17 protein-coding genes and 2 tRNA genes are annotated in these 14,025 nt (G+C 66.4%); 7 read left to right on the top strand and 12 right to left on the bottom strand.

Features of this window, described 5'->3' with window-relative positions; translation table 11 throughout:
* The coding region (locus tag AC3EDY_RS14560; RefSeq protein WP_488573223.1) for a hypothetical protein at positions 1-236 on the top strand (236 nt) is incomplete at its 5' end.
* A gap of 109 nt (positions 237-345) precedes the next feature.
* On the opposite strand, the gene AC3EDY_RS14555 is transcribed toward AC3EDY_RS14560, so the two are convergent.
* Positions 346-813, bottom strand: a complete 468-nt coding sequence (locus AC3EDY_RS14555) for an Lrp/AsnC family transcriptional regulator (RefSeq protein ID WP_488573222.1) — start codon at positions 811-813, stop codon at positions 346-348.
* Positions 814-1,111: 298 nt separating this feature from the next.
* On the opposite strand from AC3EDY_RS14555, the gene AC3EDY_RS14550 reads away from it, so the two are divergent.
* From AC3EDY_RS14550 to AC3EDY_RS14530, 5 genes are all read left to right on the top strand, one after another.
* Entirely contained in the window at positions 1,112-3,076 is a 1,965-nt protein-coding gene (locus AC3EDY_RS14550) for a sensor histidine kinase (RefSeq protein ID WP_488573221.1), read from the top strand.
* 64 nt (positions 3,077-3,140) lie between these two features.
* Entirely contained in the window at positions 3,141-4,118 is a 978-nt protein-coding gene (locus tag AC3EDY_RS14545) for a polysaccharide deacetylase family protein (protein WP_488573226.1), read from the top strand.
* Positions 4,119-4,171: 53 nt separating this feature from the next.
* A tRNA-Ile gene (locus AC3EDY_RS14540) sits at positions 4,172-4,247 on the top strand.
* A 154-nt stretch (positions 4,248-4,401) separates the two neighbouring features.
* The gene (locus tag AC3EDY_RS14535) at positions 4,402-5,199 is read left to right on the top strand and encodes a GNAT family N-acetyltransferase (protein WP_488573220.1); all 798 of its coding nucleotides are present in this window, start codon (positions 4,402-4,404) and stop codon (positions 5,197-5,199) included.
* A 54-nt stretch (positions 5,200-5,253) separates the two neighbouring features.
* A tRNA-Pro gene (locus AC3EDY_RS14530) sits at positions 5,254-5,330 on the top strand.
* Positions 5,331-5,340: 10 nt separating this feature from the next.
* Here the strand turns inward: AC3EDY_RS14530 and trhO are convergent.
* The gene (gene trhO, locus AC3EDY_RS14525) at positions 5,341-6,180 is read right to left on the bottom strand and encodes an oxygen-dependent tRNA uridine(34) hydroxylase TrhO (RefSeq protein ID WP_488573219.1); all 840 of its coding nucleotides are present in this window, start codon (positions 6,178-6,180) and stop codon (positions 5,341-5,343) included.
* Between the two features lie 95 nt (positions 6,181-6,275).
* Between trhO and AC3EDY_RS14520 the strand changes: the two genes are divergently transcribed.
* On the top strand, positions 6,276-7,235 hold the full coding sequence (locus tag AC3EDY_RS14520) for a glutaminase (protein ID WP_488573218.1): 960 nt from the start codon (positions 6,276-6,278) through the stop codon (positions 7,233-7,235).
* On the opposite strand, the gene AC3EDY_RS14515 is transcribed toward AC3EDY_RS14520, so the two are convergent.
* From AC3EDY_RS14515 to AC3EDY_RS14470, 10 genes are all read right to left on the bottom strand, one after another.
* On the bottom strand, positions 7,227-7,649 hold the full coding sequence (locus AC3EDY_RS14515) for a hypothetical protein (protein ID WP_488573217.1): 423 nt from the start codon (positions 7,647-7,649) through the stop codon (positions 7,227-7,229). The genes AC3EDY_RS14520 and AC3EDY_RS14515 overlap by 9 nt on opposite strands.
* A 171-nt stretch (positions 7,650-7,820) precedes the next feature.
* Positions 7,821-8,354 carry a J domain-containing protein gene (locus tag AC3EDY_RS14510; RefSeq protein WP_488573216.1) on the bottom strand — a complete coding sequence of 178 codons (534 nt, stop codon included), beginning with the start codon at positions 8,352-8,354 and terminating at the stop codon, positions 7,821-7,823.
* A 117-nt stretch (positions 8,355-8,471) separates the two neighbouring features.
* Positions 8,472-9,002, bottom strand: coding sequence for a peptidoglycan-associated lipoprotein Pal (gene pal, locus AC3EDY_RS14505; protein WP_488573215.1), 531 nt, complete (start codon positions 9,000-9,002; stop codon positions 8,472-8,474).
* 88 nt (positions 9,003-9,090) lie between these two features.
* The gene (gene tolB, locus AC3EDY_RS14500) at positions 9,091-10,488 is read right to left on the bottom strand and encodes a Tol-Pal system beta propeller repeat protein TolB (protein WP_488573225.1); all 1,398 of its coding nucleotides are present in this window, start codon (positions 10,486-10,488) and stop codon (positions 9,091-9,093) included.
* Positions 10,488-11,423, bottom strand: coding sequence for a hypothetical protein (locus tag AC3EDY_RS14495; protein WP_488573214.1), 936 nt, complete (start codon positions 11,421-11,423; stop codon positions 10,488-10,490). The genes tolB and AC3EDY_RS14495 overlap by 1 nt, the downstream gene beginning before the upstream one ends.
* Before the next feature lie 6 nt (positions 11,424-11,429).
* On the bottom strand, positions 11,430-11,951 hold the full coding sequence (gene tolR / locus AC3EDY_RS14490) for a protein TolR (RefSeq protein ID WP_488573213.1): 522 nt from the start codon (positions 11,949-11,951) through the stop codon (positions 11,430-11,432).
* 3 nt (positions 11,952-11,954) lie between these two features.
* Complete coding sequence (gene tolQ / locus AC3EDY_RS14485) at positions 11,955-12,665, bottom strand: protein TolQ (RefSeq protein ID WP_488573212.1); 711 nt, start codon at positions 12,663-12,665, stop codon at positions 11,955-11,957.
* On the bottom strand, positions 12,662-13,132 hold the full coding sequence (locus AC3EDY_RS14480; RefSeq protein WP_488573211.1) for a YbgC/FadM family acyl-CoA thioesterase: 471 nt from the start codon (positions 13,130-13,132) through the stop codon (positions 12,662-12,664). The genes tolQ and AC3EDY_RS14480 overlap by 4 nt, the downstream gene beginning before the upstream one ends.
* Before the next feature lie 68 nt (positions 13,133-13,200).
* Positions 13,201-13,578 (bottom strand): histidine triad nucleotide-binding protein, encoded by a 378-nt coding sequence (locus AC3EDY_RS14475; RefSeq protein ID WP_488573210.1) that lies wholly within the window; start codon positions 13,576-13,578, stop codon positions 13,201-13,203.
* Positions 13,579-13,647: 69 nt separating this feature from the next.
* Positions 13,648-13,977 carry a phosphoribosyl-ATP diphosphatase gene (locus tag AC3EDY_RS14470; protein WP_488573209.1) on the bottom strand — a complete coding sequence of 110 codons (330 nt, stop codon included), beginning with the start codon at positions 13,975-13,977 and terminating at the stop codon, positions 13,648-13,650.
* Between the last annotated feature and the right edge of the window lie 48 nt (positions 13,978-14,025).

Here is a 14,025-nt window from a genome sequence, read left to right as displayed (position 1 = left end):
CAAATCCTCGGATATCGGTCTCACCATGCCTGCTGGCCTCCTATCCAGCAAACAGGATGAATCAGATTTTCAGCGCCAAGGGAATCGCAAACGACTCTATCAGGTCGGATTATGCTCTAGCACAGAGCGGGCGCGGCCCCGAGGCGGCGGAGGCCTATCTGCGCGCCGCCGCCCTTGCCGAAGACCCGCCCCTGCGCGCCTTCCTCCTCGAACGGCGCGCAAGATTGCAGAATTAGGGAGCGCACGCCGGTCGATCTGCCCGGCACCGCAACGACGGGCACCGGCAGCACCACTGAGATGAGCGCCGCGGAGGGTGCACCGGGCCTGTCGGCGGGGCCGCAGGCCTTAATCGGCCAGCGGCACCCCGGGCACCTGCTTGGCGGTGCGGATGGTCAGCGACGTCTTCACGCTGGCAACATTGGGTGCCGGAGTGAGCTTGCTGGTCAGGAATTCCTGGAAACTTTGCAGATCGCGGCTGACGATCTTGAGAATGAAATCGATCTCGCCATTCAGCATATGGCACTCGCGCACGTCGGGCAGCGTGCGCATGTGTTCCTCGAACTGGCGCAGCGATTCTTCCGCCTGGCTTTTCAGGCTGACCAGAGCGAATACCGTGATGGAAAAGCCGAGCTTGGCCGGATCGAGATCGGCATGATACCCGCGGATCACGCCGGCGTCTTCCAAGGCACGCACGCGGCGCAGGCATGGCGGCGCGGTCAATCCCACGCGCTGGGCCAATTCCACGTTGGTCACGCGGCCCTCGTCCTGAAGTTCGGCGAGCAGGCGCCGGTCAATCCCATCAAGTGTTGCCATGTCGTATTCGTTTGCCGCTCGATCCGCAAGATTGTGCGCTACCGTTGGTAGTGAGGCTAATTTTATTAGCTCATACCGCAATGGACCTGCAATGCAACGCATGATCCTCACAGGCCATTTTTGATCGTGCAGATGACGCCATGCTGAACGCGGCTGGCGATCGTGGCCACACTTTCTTAAAAGCCCGAGGTATATAGGCAGGCGATGCGCTTGCTCACAGTCCGTAACCTGCTTGCCTCCGGCCTGGCTATGGCCCATGGCAGCAGACCGTGCACAAGGATGTTCAGGCGCCTAAGCCATGCCTGCCGATCGTGATCCCCCTGCCCCGCCCCGGCGCCATACGCCCGCCGCCGCCGCGCCTTACGGTGCCGGATCGCCAGTGAGCGGGGTCCGCACGGCCGCGCCTTCGGCCAGGATCGTCGATGCCAGAGTCGTCGATGATCGCCTGGAAACGGTGCTGCGCACGCGCGCGGCGGGACCGGCGGCCATGCGCGTGCAATTCCGCCAGCTGGCCGATCTGCTGGGCCATGGGACGACGGGACAATGGACCAGCCGTCATGACAAGGGCCTGGCGCGGCTCGATGCGCTGTTCCGGGCCATCGCGGCCGAACCCGGCGGGCAAGAGAGCGCTGCCGCGCTGCTGGCCAGCACCCCGCTTGTCCACCCCCGCCTGGTCGCCCACTTTGCCGGGGAGGCACCGCGCCTCGCGCTTGCCGCAATCCGTGCCGCCCGGCTCAGCGAGCGGGACTGGCTCGATCTCGTTCCCCGCCTGCCGATCCAGGCGCGCGGTTTCCTGCGCCATCGCGGCGATCTGGGGCCTGCCGTCGCGGCATTGCTGGCGCAGCTGGGGATCGAGGACTTCGCCTTATCAGCCCCGGTGGAATCAGCCCCGGTGGAAACGGCCCGGGTAGCCCCGGCGATGACCGCTGCGCCGCTGCCCGTGCCGGCAGATGCCCAAAAGGTTGCACCGCCGCCGGCATCAGGACTTGAGAGCCCCCCCGCCGCCCATGCCACCGGGGTCGAAGGCATCGGGGCGATCGTGCGGCGGATCGAGGCGTTCCGGCGCGACCGTGAGGCACGCCCGGGTGGCATGGTGCCGCCCCAGCCCGCCGGCGCGATGGCCGATCCGCACCCCCGCCTGCCATTTGCCGATGAACCGATGTGCGATGTGCCGCGCCCCCTGGCTATCGACATCGCGATCGACGTGGCAGGAACCCTGGTCGCCGCCGATGCCGATTGGGCGCCCATGCTGGTGGGGCACCGCGCGTTCACCGGCCAGCCCCATGCACCCGCCCGGGCCGATGCACGCACGATCCGCGCCTTTGCCGCACGGATGCCGATCACGGCCGGGCTGTTGCAGATCGAGGGCGCGGCCGCCGTGGCCGGCGCCTGGCAGATCGATGGCGTGCCGGTGTTCTCCCGCCCCGGCGGGGCCTTTGTCGGCTATCGCGCGCGGCTGCGCCGGCCGGCCGATACGCTGGACAATGCACCGGCGGCTGCCACGGCCGAGAGCCACGGCGCCGATCGTCTGCGCCAGACGCTGCATGAACTGCGCACGCCGATCAATGCGATCCAGGGCTTTGCCGAAATGATCCAGCAGCAGGTGTTCGGCGCCACGCCACACCAGTATCGCAGCCTGGCGGCCAGCATTGCCGCCGATGCCGCCCGCATGCTGGCGGGCTTTGAAGATCTTGAGCGACTGGCACGGCTGGAAACGGGCACTGCCGAAATGCCTTTGAGCGCCTTCGCGGCTGCCGATGTCGTCGATCTTGGCGCGCTGCTTGGCCGGCTGGTAGCCCAGCTCGATCCGGTGATCGGCCCGCGCGAGGTGCGGCTGCGCTGGCAGGCCACCGCCCTGCCTCTGCTTGTCGCGGCCCCGGCGGCCGAACTCGAACATGCGCTCTGGCGGCTGCTGGCGGTGATCGCCAGCACGGCGGCGCCGGGCGAACGGCTGGCGATCGCGCTGGAACCGGCCGCGCCGCCCGGGGCACTGGTGCGTCTTGCCCTGCCTTTGCCGGCCGCGCTTGCCATGCGCGAGGATGCGGCTCTGTTCGCCGCCGAGGGTGCCCGGGCGCAGGGGGGTGCGACGAGCCCGGGCGGCATGATGGGCAACGGCTTTGCCCTGCGCCTGGCAGCGGCCGAGCTGCGCGCCATGGGCGGCGCACTGGACCGTGACGGCCCCCGTCTGCTGGCGTTTCTGCCCGCGGCCGCCGCGGCCGATGATCTTTCAGGCCAAAGCGCCGCCCCGGCCCGAGCGGGTTGAACGCGTGCCATCCCGCGCTATCGACGGCGAAGAGGGCATTGCGGCACAGCCGCGCATTACCGCCATGCCCCCGTCAGAAGCGCGCGTGCGCTTTGCGGCGACGTTCGGGCAGCGCTTTGTCGTCACCGTCGATACCGAAGAGGAGTTCGACTGGGCCAAGCCGTTCGAACGCACGGGCCATGGTCTCGGCCATGTGCCGCGGCTGGCCAAGTTCCAGCAGTTCTGCGAAAGTTTCGGCGTCACGCCGGTCTATCTGATCGATTATCCCGTGGCCTGCGATCCGGCCGTGGCCGATGCCCTGGGCGATGCGGTGCGCGCCGGCCGTGCCGAGATCGGTATACAGTTGCACCCGTGGGTCAACCCGCCGCACAAGGAGGACCTTGGTGAATTGAACAGCTTTGCCGGCAATCTGCCGCCCGGGCTGGAACGGGCCAAGCTGGTCAAGCTGCGGGACACGATCGCCGCAATGTTTGGCGATGCCCCGCGCATCTATCGCGCCGGGCGTTACGGCATAGGGCCGGCGTCGGCACGGATCATGGCCGAATCGGGCATCGCGATCGATACCTCGGTGCGGCCCCACTTTGATTATTCCGGCCAGGGCGGCCCCGATTTTAGCGGGCTGCCGTGCCACCCCTGGTGGATCGATCGCCAGGGCGGGCTGATGGAACTGCCGCTGACCACGGTGTTTTCCGGTGCATTGCGGCGCCGGGGGCCCTGGCTGTTCCCGCGCATGTGGCGCTGGCCGCGCCTGCGCGGGGCCATGGCGCGCGCCGGGCTGATGAACCGGGTGCCGCTTACCCCCGAAGGGGTCACGGTGGCCGAGGCGATCCGGGGCATCGATCTGGCCCTCGCCGATGGCCTGCCGGTTCTGGTGTTTTCGTTTCACAGCCCGTCGCTGCGTCCCGGCCACACGCCCTACGTTCGCGATGCAGACGCGCTTGACCGGTTTCACGATTGGTGGCGCGAGGTCTTCGCTCATCTCGCCGGCCGTGGCGTCAAACCGGCCAGCGTAACCCAGATCATGCAGGCCGCGCAGATATGAACCACTTTCTTGCAAACCGGGCGGCGGCCGTTTAACGGCAGGAAAAGCAACGGGGGCCTGTAGCTCAGTGGTTAGAGCTGGCCGCTCATAACGGCTAGGTCGCGGGTTCGAATCCTGCCGGGCCCACCATCACCCCGTCCTGACTCTCCGCTCTCATTCCGCCGTCCTCGTCACGATTGCGACAGCCGTGCGACATGCGTGTGGCAATTGACGCACGATCATCATCGTTCTGCAAGATTGGCGTCATGCCCCCGCGCTATGCCGGTCCGGATGGAGGGCGCGAATGGGTGATGTGATCGGGATCGAAAAGCGGCCGCGCCGCCTGGCCGTGCGCCTGGCGCGCGACAAGGCCGATCTGGCCGCGGTGCAAAGATTGCGCTGGCAGGTCTTCTTCGACGAAATGGGCGCGCAGGCGCAAAGCCTTCTGAACGAACTCGATGCCGATCCCTATGATGCGTTGTGCGATCACCTGCTGGTAATCGACGAGGACCAGCCGGGCACGCTGGTGCCCGATGGCCAGGTCGTCGGCACTTATCGCCTGCTGCGCGAAAGCGTGGCGCGCGCCGCCGACGGGTTCTACAGCGCCGGCGAATTCGACCTGGCGCCGCTGCTCGACGGCGCAGGGCGCGTCAGGGGCGAATTGCTGGAACTGGGCCGTTCCTGCGTGCTGCCCGCGTTTCGCACCAGCGCCACGATTTCCCTGCTGTGGCGGGGCATTGCCGACTATATCGCGGCATACGAGATCGGCCTGATGTTCGGCTGCGCCTCGTTTTCCGGCGTCGATCCCGATGCCCACGCGCCGGCGCTGTCGCTTCTGGCGCACACCTGCCTGGCACCCGCCGCGCAACGGCCCATGGTACGCCAGGGCGTGGCGCTGGAGCGTCTGCCACGCGGCAGCTATGACGAGCGCCGCGCGATGCTGGCCCTGCCGCCGCTGATCAAGGGCTATCTGCGCTGCGGCGCGCGCTTTGGCGATGGTGCGTTCATCGACAGCGCGTTCAACACGGTCGACGTCTGCGTGGTCCTGCCGGTGGAGCAGATCAGCCAGCGCTACGCCACCCGCTTCAGCGCCGCCGCCTGAAGACGCACTTCACGCTTGCGCGATCACGGCCGCCTACCTAAGGCATCGCCGTGTCGGGGAGTAGCGCAGCCTGGTAGCGCATCTGCTTTGGGAGCAGAGGGTCGCAGGTTCGAATCCTGTCTCCCCGACCAATCACCGTTTTCAATCGCCCATCGTATCGCAGGCCGGGCACGAAATCCCCGGCCGATAGCGGGGCGAGCGCTGGCTGGCGGCGTCGACCGGGCGTCCGCACGGGCCGCACAGCACGTGGCTGCCAGGGGACAGGCCCGGGCCGACGGCCACCCGTTCGTCGAATACGAAGCATTCGCCCTGCCACAGGCTTTGCTGCGGCGGCACCTTTTCAAGGTAATTGAGAATGCCGCCTTTGAGGTGATAGACTTCGCTCACGCCTTCGCTTTTGAGAAAGGCCGTGGATTTTTCGCAGCGGATGCCGCCGGTGCAGAACATTGCCACCTTGCGGGCGCGGCCTTCATCGAACAGGCGCGCGCGTTCCCGGCGAAACCATGCGGGAAATTCGCGGAAGCTCCGCGTGCCCGGATCGATCGCCCCGGCAAACGTGCCAACCGCCACTTCGTAGGCATTGCGCGTGTCGATCACGAGCGTCTCGGGATCGCTGATCAATGCATTCCAGTCCTGCGGATCGACATAGGTGCCAACGCCCGCCCGCGGATCGATGCCGTCTACGCCCATGGTCACGATCTCGCGCTTCACGCGTACTTTCAGGCGGCCAAAGGGCATGGCCGCGGCAGTGGAGTACTTGACGTCGAGATCTGCGCAATGCGGTAGTGCGCGCACATGCGCCAGGACAGCGGCAACCCCCGGTGCGGTTCCCGCGATCGTGCCGTTGATCCCCTCTCCGGCCAGCAGCAGCGTGCCGTTGATCCGTTGTGCCCGGCACAGATCCTCCAGCGGCGCCCGCAGGGCGCCCGGATCGGCGAAACGCGCGAACTGGTAGAGGGCGGCAACGGTGATCGGGTCCATGGCGCAGCCTCCTAAACGGTAAAGGCCCCGGCTGGCTATCCCGCACTTGCCCTCGACCGGTGTGATGTGGAACGAGACGCGATGAGGAGGATGCCATGGCTGATCTTGGCGCCATCGTATGCGATATTGCCGCCGAAATGCACGCCCTGCCCGAAAAGGGGATAGTGGCCGATTACATTCCCGCGCTGGCCGCCATTTCGCCCGATCGCTTCGGCATGGCGGTAGTGATGGCCGATGGCACCTGCCATCTGGCTGGCGACGCGGAAGAAAGCTTTTCGATCCAGAGCATCTCCAAGGTGTTCGCCCTGACCATGGCCCTGGGCGCGGTGGGCGATGCGCTGTGGCGGCGGGTCGGGCGCGAGCCATCGGGCAGTGCGTTCAATTCCATCGTCCAGTTGGAAAGCGAGCACGGCATTCCGCGCAATCCCTTCATCAACGCCGGCGCCATCGTGGTGTGCGACATTCTGCTGGGCCGTTACGAACCGCGCGAGGCGATCGGCGAACTGCTGCGCTTCGTCCGCGGGCTGGCGGGCGACGAGCGCATCCTGATCGACGAGGACGTGGCGCGCGGGGAACAGGAAACCGGCTATCGCAACATGGCGCTGGCCAATTACATGCGTGCTTTCGGCAACGTGCATCATCCGGTGGACAAGGTGCTCGGCCTCTATTTCCACCAATGCGCCCTGGCGATGAACTGCCGCCAGCTGGCCATGGCAGGCCGCTTTCTGATGGCAAGCGGACGCAATCCCGATACCGGGCATAGCGTGATCTCCCCGCAGCGGGCGCGCCGGATCAATGCCCTCATGCTGATGTGCGGGCATTATGACGGGTCTGGCGAATTCGCCTTCCGCACCGGCCTGCCGGGCAAATCCGGCGTAGGCGGCGGGATCCTGGCAATCGCGCCGGGGGTGGCCAGCATTGCCGTGTGGTCGCCCGGCCTCAACGCGCGGGGCAATTCGCTGGCCGGCACTCTGGCGCTGGAGCGGCTGGTGCAGCACACCGGCTGGTCGATATTCGAACCCGGCCCGGGCCGCACCGGCGCGCTGTCAGAATGAGAACCTGACGCCCGCCGCGCCATAGTGTTCGCCGCCCTGCAGCGTCAGCTTGAGTGCGGGCATCAAGGGAAACGCGGCAATGCCGTAGGCACGGACTTTTTCATGGGCCAGGCGTGCGCCCAAACCCAGTTCGGCAATGGCGGGAATGGTGAACGTCGCCTCTCCCTTGGCATAGAGCGAGGTGTCGGCCCCATCGCTGGTGGGAATGAATGCACCCACGACCGGCCGCACGGTAACCGGCCCGAACCCCATGCTATAGCTGCCGCCCAGTTCGAAGCCCCATTGGCCATCCGCCTTGCCGCCCGTCGCTTCCACGCCCAGCCCCTTGGCCTGAGCCAGCGCTGGGCAGGCCAGCAGGCCCGCGGCAACGGTGAAGCCCGTCAGAAGCCTTTTGCCTATTAAAATCCTTTTCATGGCAACCCCATATGGTTTCCTGCCCCGATAACGGCCCCTGCGCCGGCCACCATCGTGGGCAGGGGCTTGCCCTGTCAACCGCGCCCCGTGCAGCCTGTCCCATCTTTGCCCCCGTTCGCGAGACGCCGAGACGCCGAGACGCCGAGACGCAGGGGCCGGGCCTCGCCGAGGCTAACCCTTCCAGGTGCGGCGTTCCTCGGCCGCGCGCAGCACGTCATAGGCCAGTTGCAGCGTCTGAAACATTGCCGCCGCCGCTTCGTCGCCCGGCCGGACATCGGGATGGACTTCCTTGGCGCGGGTTCGCCAGGCTTTGCGCACGTCGTCGAAGGTCGCATCGGGATCGAGGCCAAGGACATCGAGCGCGCGCAGCTCGTCGCGGCTGCGGCTGCCGTCGCCCGGCCCGCCCCAGGCTTGCCACGATGCCTCGCGATAGCCTGCGCTGGTGCGCCGTTCGGCATGCTCGCGGGCCTGCGCTTCTTCCTTGTCGAGCCCGGCGAAATAGTCCCAGCCGGCATTGTATTCGGCTGCGTGCCTTTCGCAGAAATACCATCGATCAGGGCTGTTGGGCGATTTGGGTGCGGGGCAATTGCCTGGTTCGGTGCACCCCACTCGATCGCACAGGCGCACGTTCACCGTCTCGCGCGCGCTGCCATAGCCACGCCAGCGGGGAAAACCCCAGTCGGTGGATCGCCCTTGTCTTGCCATCGAGCTGCCATTCGCTTCTGATGCGGACGGGGCGCCTTGCGCGGCAATGCCGCACAAGGCGCCCCCTGATCCGAAATTGCTCTTAACCGCCGGGCATGTCCCGACGCAAGCAATCGCTTATTGCACCGTCACGGTCACTGCCCGGCGGTTCTGTGCCCAGCTGGATTCGTCGGACCCCGTCGCGATCGGGCGCTCCTTGCCATAGCTGACGGTCGTGATGCGACCGGTATCGACACCGAGGCTGACCAGATAGGCCTTGGCCGCATTGGCGCGGCGCTCGCCCAGCGCAATGTTGTAATCGCGGGTACCGCGTTCGTCGCAGTGCCCTTCGATCGTCACCAGCTTGCCGGGATAGCGTGCCAGCCACTGGGCCTGGCTCTGCAGAATGGCCTGGCTTTGCGCGTCGACGTTGTAACGGTCGGTGTCGAAATGGATCGTATCGGCCTGAACCGAGGCGACGAAATCGGCTTGGCTGCCGGGCGCCGGGCCGGCCGGCGTGGCCGCCGGAGGGGGCGTGGTCGTCGTGGTCGTCGAGGCGGGCGGCGGCGGCAGTTCAGCCGCGGTGCGGTTCTTGGCGGAGTTCGAAGAACAAGCCGCCAGCGACAGGCTGCCCGCCAGCATGGTCACTGCAAGAAACATGCGATTCATGATAGTCTCCTCCAATCCCGTTTCAGGATATTGCATTGCAGGGCATAAAGCGCCAATTTTTTTGCACCGCAGTGCGATAGGAAAAGCATCAAGGCAGCACCGGCCCCCATGCCGGATCGGATGCGTCCACCGGGGTATTGAGCTTACGTTCGTTACGGCCCGTCAGATCGACCTGCCAGATCGACGTGCGACCCGTATTCTTCTGAGTGCGGAAGAACTGAACGATACGGCCGTTGGGCGCCCAGGTCGGCGCTTCGTCCTGCCAGCTATCGGTCAGAAACCGCATGTCGCCGCCGCTCGGGTTCATCACCGCCACCCGCAAGTTGCCGCAGATGCAGGTGAACGCGATCTGGTCGCCGCGCGGGCTCCATTCCGGAGTCGCGGCGCGGCCACCGAAAAAGCTGATGCGCTTCTGGTCGGTGCCGTCGGCATTCATGACATAGATCTGCTGGCTGCCCGAGCGATCGCTTTCGAACACGATGCGCTTGCCATCCGGGCTGTAAGATCCACCCACGTTGATCCCGGGCGCATTGGTCAGTCGTACCGGCTCGCCCCCCGCTGCCGGAATACGATAGATATCGGTATTGCCGCCGACCGCCATCGAGAACAGCAGGGATTTGCCGTCGGGCGACCAGCGCGGTGCAAAGGTAGGGTTGCGGCTTTGCAGGACGAGGCGCTGCGTACCCGTGCCGATGTCATAGACATAAATGCGGGGATTGCCGTTGAGATAGGAAAGATAGACGATCCGCTTGTAATCGGGGGAATAGCGCGGCGTCAGCGCGGTGGCCTGGCCATTGGTGATGAAGCGGTGGTTGGCGCCATCGGAATCCATGATCGCCAGTTGCTTGCGCCGACGATCCTTGGGGCCGGTTTCGGCGATATAGGCGATCTTGCTGTCGAAGAACGGGCTTTCGCCCGAAAGGCGCGCATAGACCATATCGGCGCACTTGTGAGCGGCGCGGCGCCAGTCGGCCGGCGGCACGACATAGCCTTGGCGCGCCAGTTCGCTGCCCAGCGCCACGTCATAAAGATAGCAACCCACCGTCAGCCGCCCGTCCGGCGCGGCACGGACGAAGCCCTGCACCAGCATTTCGGCCGAACGCGCGCGCCAGTTGCCGAAATTGGGCGCCGGCACTTCCTGATAGGCAATACCGGGCAAGGCATCCGGCCCGGTCGGTTTGAACAAGCCGTTGTTCCGCAGATCGTTATAGACGACCCGCGCCAGGTTCTTGCCAAGATCGACGGTGTTGCCGCCCTCGGCCGCGGTCGAAACCGCGTTGTCGGTGGGAAAAGCGGGTATCGCCACGCCAAGGTCCTGCCAGGCGCCTTCCCCGGTCACCGACCCGGTCAGCCCGTCGTCATCGGGCGCGGGCGTTGCGGCCGCTTGCGGCGCGCTGGAAGCGGGCAGCGTCTGCTGCTGCGCCAGAGCAGGGACGGCGGCCGGAACCAAAGCGAAAAAGCCAAGAAATGCGGCGCGAATACGCATCATTGCGACAGTTTCCAGTCAAACCGAAACGCGGAAACGCGCTTCCAGCTGTTATAGAATTGCGGTGGCAGGTCGAACGGGGCCGCCAGTTCCACCGCCCGGATTGCCAGTTCAGCGTGCCGGCGGGCCTGGGCGCGGTTGGCATCGGTGATCCCGCTTTGCGAAATCACCACCGGCCGTGCGGCCAACGAACCATCGGGATTGAGGTTCCACGCCACGACGGTCACCAGTTTTTCGATCTCGACTCCCGAGGGGCCGATCCAGTGCGGCTTGATCTGGCGCGACAAGGCCATGCCCAGCGATGCCCGCACCTCAGGCCCGGCAGCCTGCGCCGGCGAGGTGCGCGATGTGCCGGGGTTCGCACTGCCGGGCACGCCGGCCAGGAAATCGCTGCCGATCCGGCTGCCACCCTGCGGCGCCTTGCGTGGTGGCGTGGGGGCGGCCGTGGCGCGGCCGGGCGCCCGATCGGCCTGACGCGGGGCCGGCGGCGACGGCTTGTCCGGCGCGGGCTTTGCCGGGGCGGTGCGGGCCGGTTCGGGCCGGGCCGGCGCGGGCCGTGCTGCGGGACGCGGCGCCGGGCGCGGTTCGGGGCGTGCCTCGCGTCGGGGCGCCGATGGAGTTAGCTGGGGCGTAGTTAGCTGGGGCTGGGCGGGCGGTGCCGCTTCGGGTGCCGCGGCGGCCTGCCGTTCGCCCAGGTCCGGCGCGATATCGGGCGCAGCCTGGGCGTTGGGATCGGGAGAGGTAGCACTATCGGCCACCTCATCGGCGATGGTCACCACCATGCGTTCGGGCTGCGGCCTGAGCGATTTGCCCGGCGGCGAAAGCGTCAGCGCGGCAATCAGGGCTGCATGGGCCGCCACCGCCACGCCCAGTGCCAGCGCCTCTTCCCGGCGGAAACCGGAACCGACGTTATCCAGGGGAACGCGCGTGGCCATAAAAATTCAGGGCCGGCTTTCTGCGACCGGCGCAGCAGCGGCAGCGCCATCACCGGTCTCCATATCCCCTGCGGCACCCCCCGCCGTACCATTGCTGACGAGCGAGATCTGCTTGAAGCCGGCGGCGTTCAGTTCGCCCATCACTGCCATGACCCGGCCATAATCGAGCGTCTTGTCGGCACGCAAAGTGACCAGCGGCGCCTTGCCGTCCGGGCGTTGCACCGCCGCCAGCCGGTCGGCCAGTTCGCCCGGGGCCAGTTCCTGATCGTCAAGGAACAGACGGCCCTGGCCATCCATGCTGATCGTGATCTCGTTCTTCTTTTCCTGCAACGCCTCGGCCTTGCTGTCGGGCAGGTCGATCGGCACGCCGGCGGTCAGCATCGGCGCAGTGACCATGAAAATGATCAGCAGCACCAGCATCACGTCAACCAACGGCGTCACGTTGATTTCGGCCATCGGCGCACTGCGCGAACGCCGCCTGCGCCCCCGGCCTCCGCTTCCGCTGCTCTGGCCCAGGTTCATGGCCATGGCCTATTGTTCCAGTTCGCGGCTGAGCGTGGCGTGGAACCGGTCGGCAAAGCGGAAAAGGCCGGCTTCGAAGCGGTTCACGGCATTGCTGAAGCGGTTATAGGCAATGACCGCCGGGATCGCGGCAACCAGGCCGATGGCCGTGGCGAACAGCGCTTCCGAAATGCCGGGCGCCACGACCGCGAGCGAGGAATTCGCCTGCGCGCCGATGTTGAAGAAACTGTCCATGATGCCCCAGACCGTGCCGAACAGGCCTACGAACGGCGCCACCGAACCGACCGTTGCGAGAAAGTTGAGACGGCTCGAAAGGCGGTCGGTCTCGATGGCAACGGCGCTATCCATGGCCACGGCCAGGCGCTGACGCGTGCCTTCGCGGTCAACGTTCTTCCCTGCCGTCGAACGGCGCCATTCGGCGAGCGCGGCGGTCACCACCCGGGCGGTGGGCACGTCGCCCTTGCCGTTTTCCTTGTGATAGAGATCGACATCGCGCGCGTCCCAGAAGCCCTGCTCATAGCGATTGGCACGGCGCCTGGCCCCGCCCATGCGCAGGCTGAACGAAACGATGATCATCCACACCCAGATGCTGGCAAGCACCAGCCCGCCCATCACGGTCTGCACCACGATATCGGCATGCAGGAACAGGGCCAGCGGATTGAGCCTGGTCGGAGCGCCGGCAGTCACGCCTGCGGCGGCGGCAAGAAGGGCCAGTGTCATGAAAGAGCTTTCTCAAGGTCCTGTTCGGGATCAATCAGGGCGGCAAAAGCATCGCGCCACGCAGGCGGCAGACGGCGCGGCCGGCCCTCTGGCGTGACAAAGGCGACGCGAACACGCGCGGAACACAAAAGGCTGGTGTGCCTGAACGCCTGCTGAAGCAGCGTGCAGCTTGCACCTTGCAGCGCGGCAAGACGGGACTGGACCACGACGCCGTCATCCAGCCGCGCCGGCGCCTTGTAATGCAGGCGAATCTCCGCAACGGCAAAGGCACCTTCGCCGCCCTCGTGCGCGGCGCGCTGGTCTATGCCGATCAACCGCAACAGATCCGAACGTGCCCGCTCGAACCACCGCAAGTAATTGGCATGATAGACGACGCCGGAAAGATCGGTATCCTCGTAATAGACGCGCAGGCCCAGTCGGTGAATTCTGCCATCGAGAGAGCCAGACGGGATTTCCGGATCGTTCATGGGCGAAGCGTTGCTGCCTTGCGACGGAATGATCGTACCCTACTCTATCGTGTTGCGGTGCGAAAGGGTTAACGCGTCAGCATCGGCCCAAGCGGTGCGCCGCCGAACAGGTGCACGTGCAGGTGCGGCACTTCCTGCCCGCCATGCCCGCCCAGATTCGCCAGCAGGCGATAGCCGGGTTCCACCAGCCCCAGATTGCGCGCCACCGTGCCAACGGCCCGCACGAAACCGGCGATGAGTTCTGCCGGTGCCCGGGCCGAAAAATCGTCCCAGCTCACGTAAGGCCCCTTGGGAATGACGAGCACGTGGATCGGCGCCTGCGGTGCGATATCGTGGAACGCCAGGGCGAAAGCGTCTTCATGGACCTTGTTCGCGGGGATTTCTCCACGCAGGATTTTCGCAAAGACGTTCTGCTCGTCATAAGGCAGCGTGGCATCGATCGGCATGGCATTGGCTCTTTGAAAGATGTTGGACCGATTGTCGTCGGTTCGGAAGGCCTGGCCCGGTGAAAGTGATCAGTCGCGCGGGCGGGCCGCCTTTTCGGCAAGGCCGGAAACCCCCTCGCGCCGATCGAGCTCGGCCAGCACACTGGCCAGGGGCACGTCACGCGCGCCCAGCAGGACGATCAGGTGAAACAGCAGGTCGGCCGCCTCGCCGACCAGTTCGGCGTCGCTGCCGCCAAGCGCGGCGATCACCGTTTCCACCCCTTCCTCGCCCACTTTCTGGGCGATCTTGGCAAGGCCCCGGGCATGAAGCCGGGCTACGTAGCTGGCATCGGGATCGGCGCCCCGTCGCGCGGCGATCGTCGCCTCGAGACGGGCAAGCGTGGCGTTGCTGTGGTCCATCGCACGCGGCATGGAACGGCACGGGGCATGGGTCAAGACTTCTCGCCC

The sequence above is a fragment of the Novosphingobium sp. DS6-6 genome, assembly GCF_057784975.1.
The sequence above is the reverse complement of the archived record's forward strand: the minus strand, read 5'-3'. Positions and strand labels throughout refer to the sequence as shown.

What these genes read in the sequence shown, in the direction of transcription:
- AC3EDY_RS14555 (WP_488573222.1), bottom strand. Translation starts at nt 813, where the DNA reads ATGGCAACACTTGATGGGATTGACCGGCGCCTGCTCGCCGAACTTCAG.
- AC3EDY_RS14550 (WP_488573221.1), top strand. Translation starts at nt 1,112, where the DNA reads ATGCCTGCCGATCGTGATCCCCCTGCCCCGCCCCGGCGCCATACGCCC.
- AC3EDY_RS14545 (WP_488573226.1), top strand. Translation starts at nt 3,141, where the DNA reads ATGCCCCCGTCAGAAGCGCGCGTGCGCTTTGCGGCGACGTTCGGGCAG.
- AC3EDY_RS14535 (WP_488573220.1), top strand. Translation starts at nt 4,402, where the DNA reads ATGGGTGATGTGATCGGGATCGAAAAGCGGCCGCGCCGCCTGGCCGTG.
- trhO (WP_488573219.1), bottom strand. Translation starts at nt 6,180, where the DNA reads ATGGACCCGATCACCGTTGCCGCCCTCTACCAGTTCGCGCGTTTCGCC.
- AC3EDY_RS14520 (WP_488573218.1), top strand. Translation starts at nt 6,276, where the DNA reads ATGGCTGATCTTGGCGCCATCGTATGCGATATTGCCGCCGAAATGCAC.
- AC3EDY_RS14515 (WP_488573217.1), bottom strand. Translation starts at nt 7,649, where the DNA reads ATGAAAAGGATTTTAATAGGCAAAAGGCTTCTGACGGGCTTCACCGTT.
- AC3EDY_RS14510 (WP_488573216.1), bottom strand. Translation starts at nt 8,354, where the DNA reads ATGGCAAGACAAGGGCGATCCACCGACTGGGGTTTTCCCCGCTGGCGT.
- pal (WP_488573215.1), bottom strand. Translation starts at nt 9,002, where the DNA reads ATGAATCGCATGTTTCTTGCAGTGACCATGCTGGCGGGCAGCCTGTCG.
- tolB (WP_488573225.1), bottom strand. Translation starts at nt 10,488, where the DNA reads ATGCGTATTCGCGCCGCATTTCTTGGCTTTTTCGCTTTGGTTCCGGCC.
- AC3EDY_RS14495 (WP_488573214.1), bottom strand. Translation starts at nt 11,423, where the DNA reads ATGGCCACGCGCGTTCCCCTGGATAACGTCGGTTCCGGTTTCCGCCGG.
- tolR (WP_488573213.1), bottom strand. Translation starts at nt 11,951, where the DNA reads ATGGCCATGAACCTGGGCCAGAGCAGCGGAAGCGGAGGCCGGGGGCGC.
- tolQ (WP_488573212.1), bottom strand. Translation starts at nt 12,665, where the DNA reads ATGACACTGGCCCTTCTTGCCGCCGCCGCAGGCGTGACTGCCGGCGCT.
- AC3EDY_RS14480 (WP_488573211.1), bottom strand. Translation starts at nt 13,132, where the DNA reads ATGAACGATCCGGAAATCCCGTCTGGCTCTCTCGATGGCAGAATTCAC.
- AC3EDY_RS14475 (WP_488573210.1), bottom strand. Translation starts at nt 13,578, where the DNA reads ATGCCGATCGATGCCACGCTGCCTTATGACGAGCAGAACGTCTTTGCG.
- AC3EDY_RS14470 (WP_488573209.1), bottom strand. Translation starts at nt 13,977, where the DNA reads ATGGACCACAGCAACGCCACGCTTGCCCGTCTCGAGGCGACGATCGCC.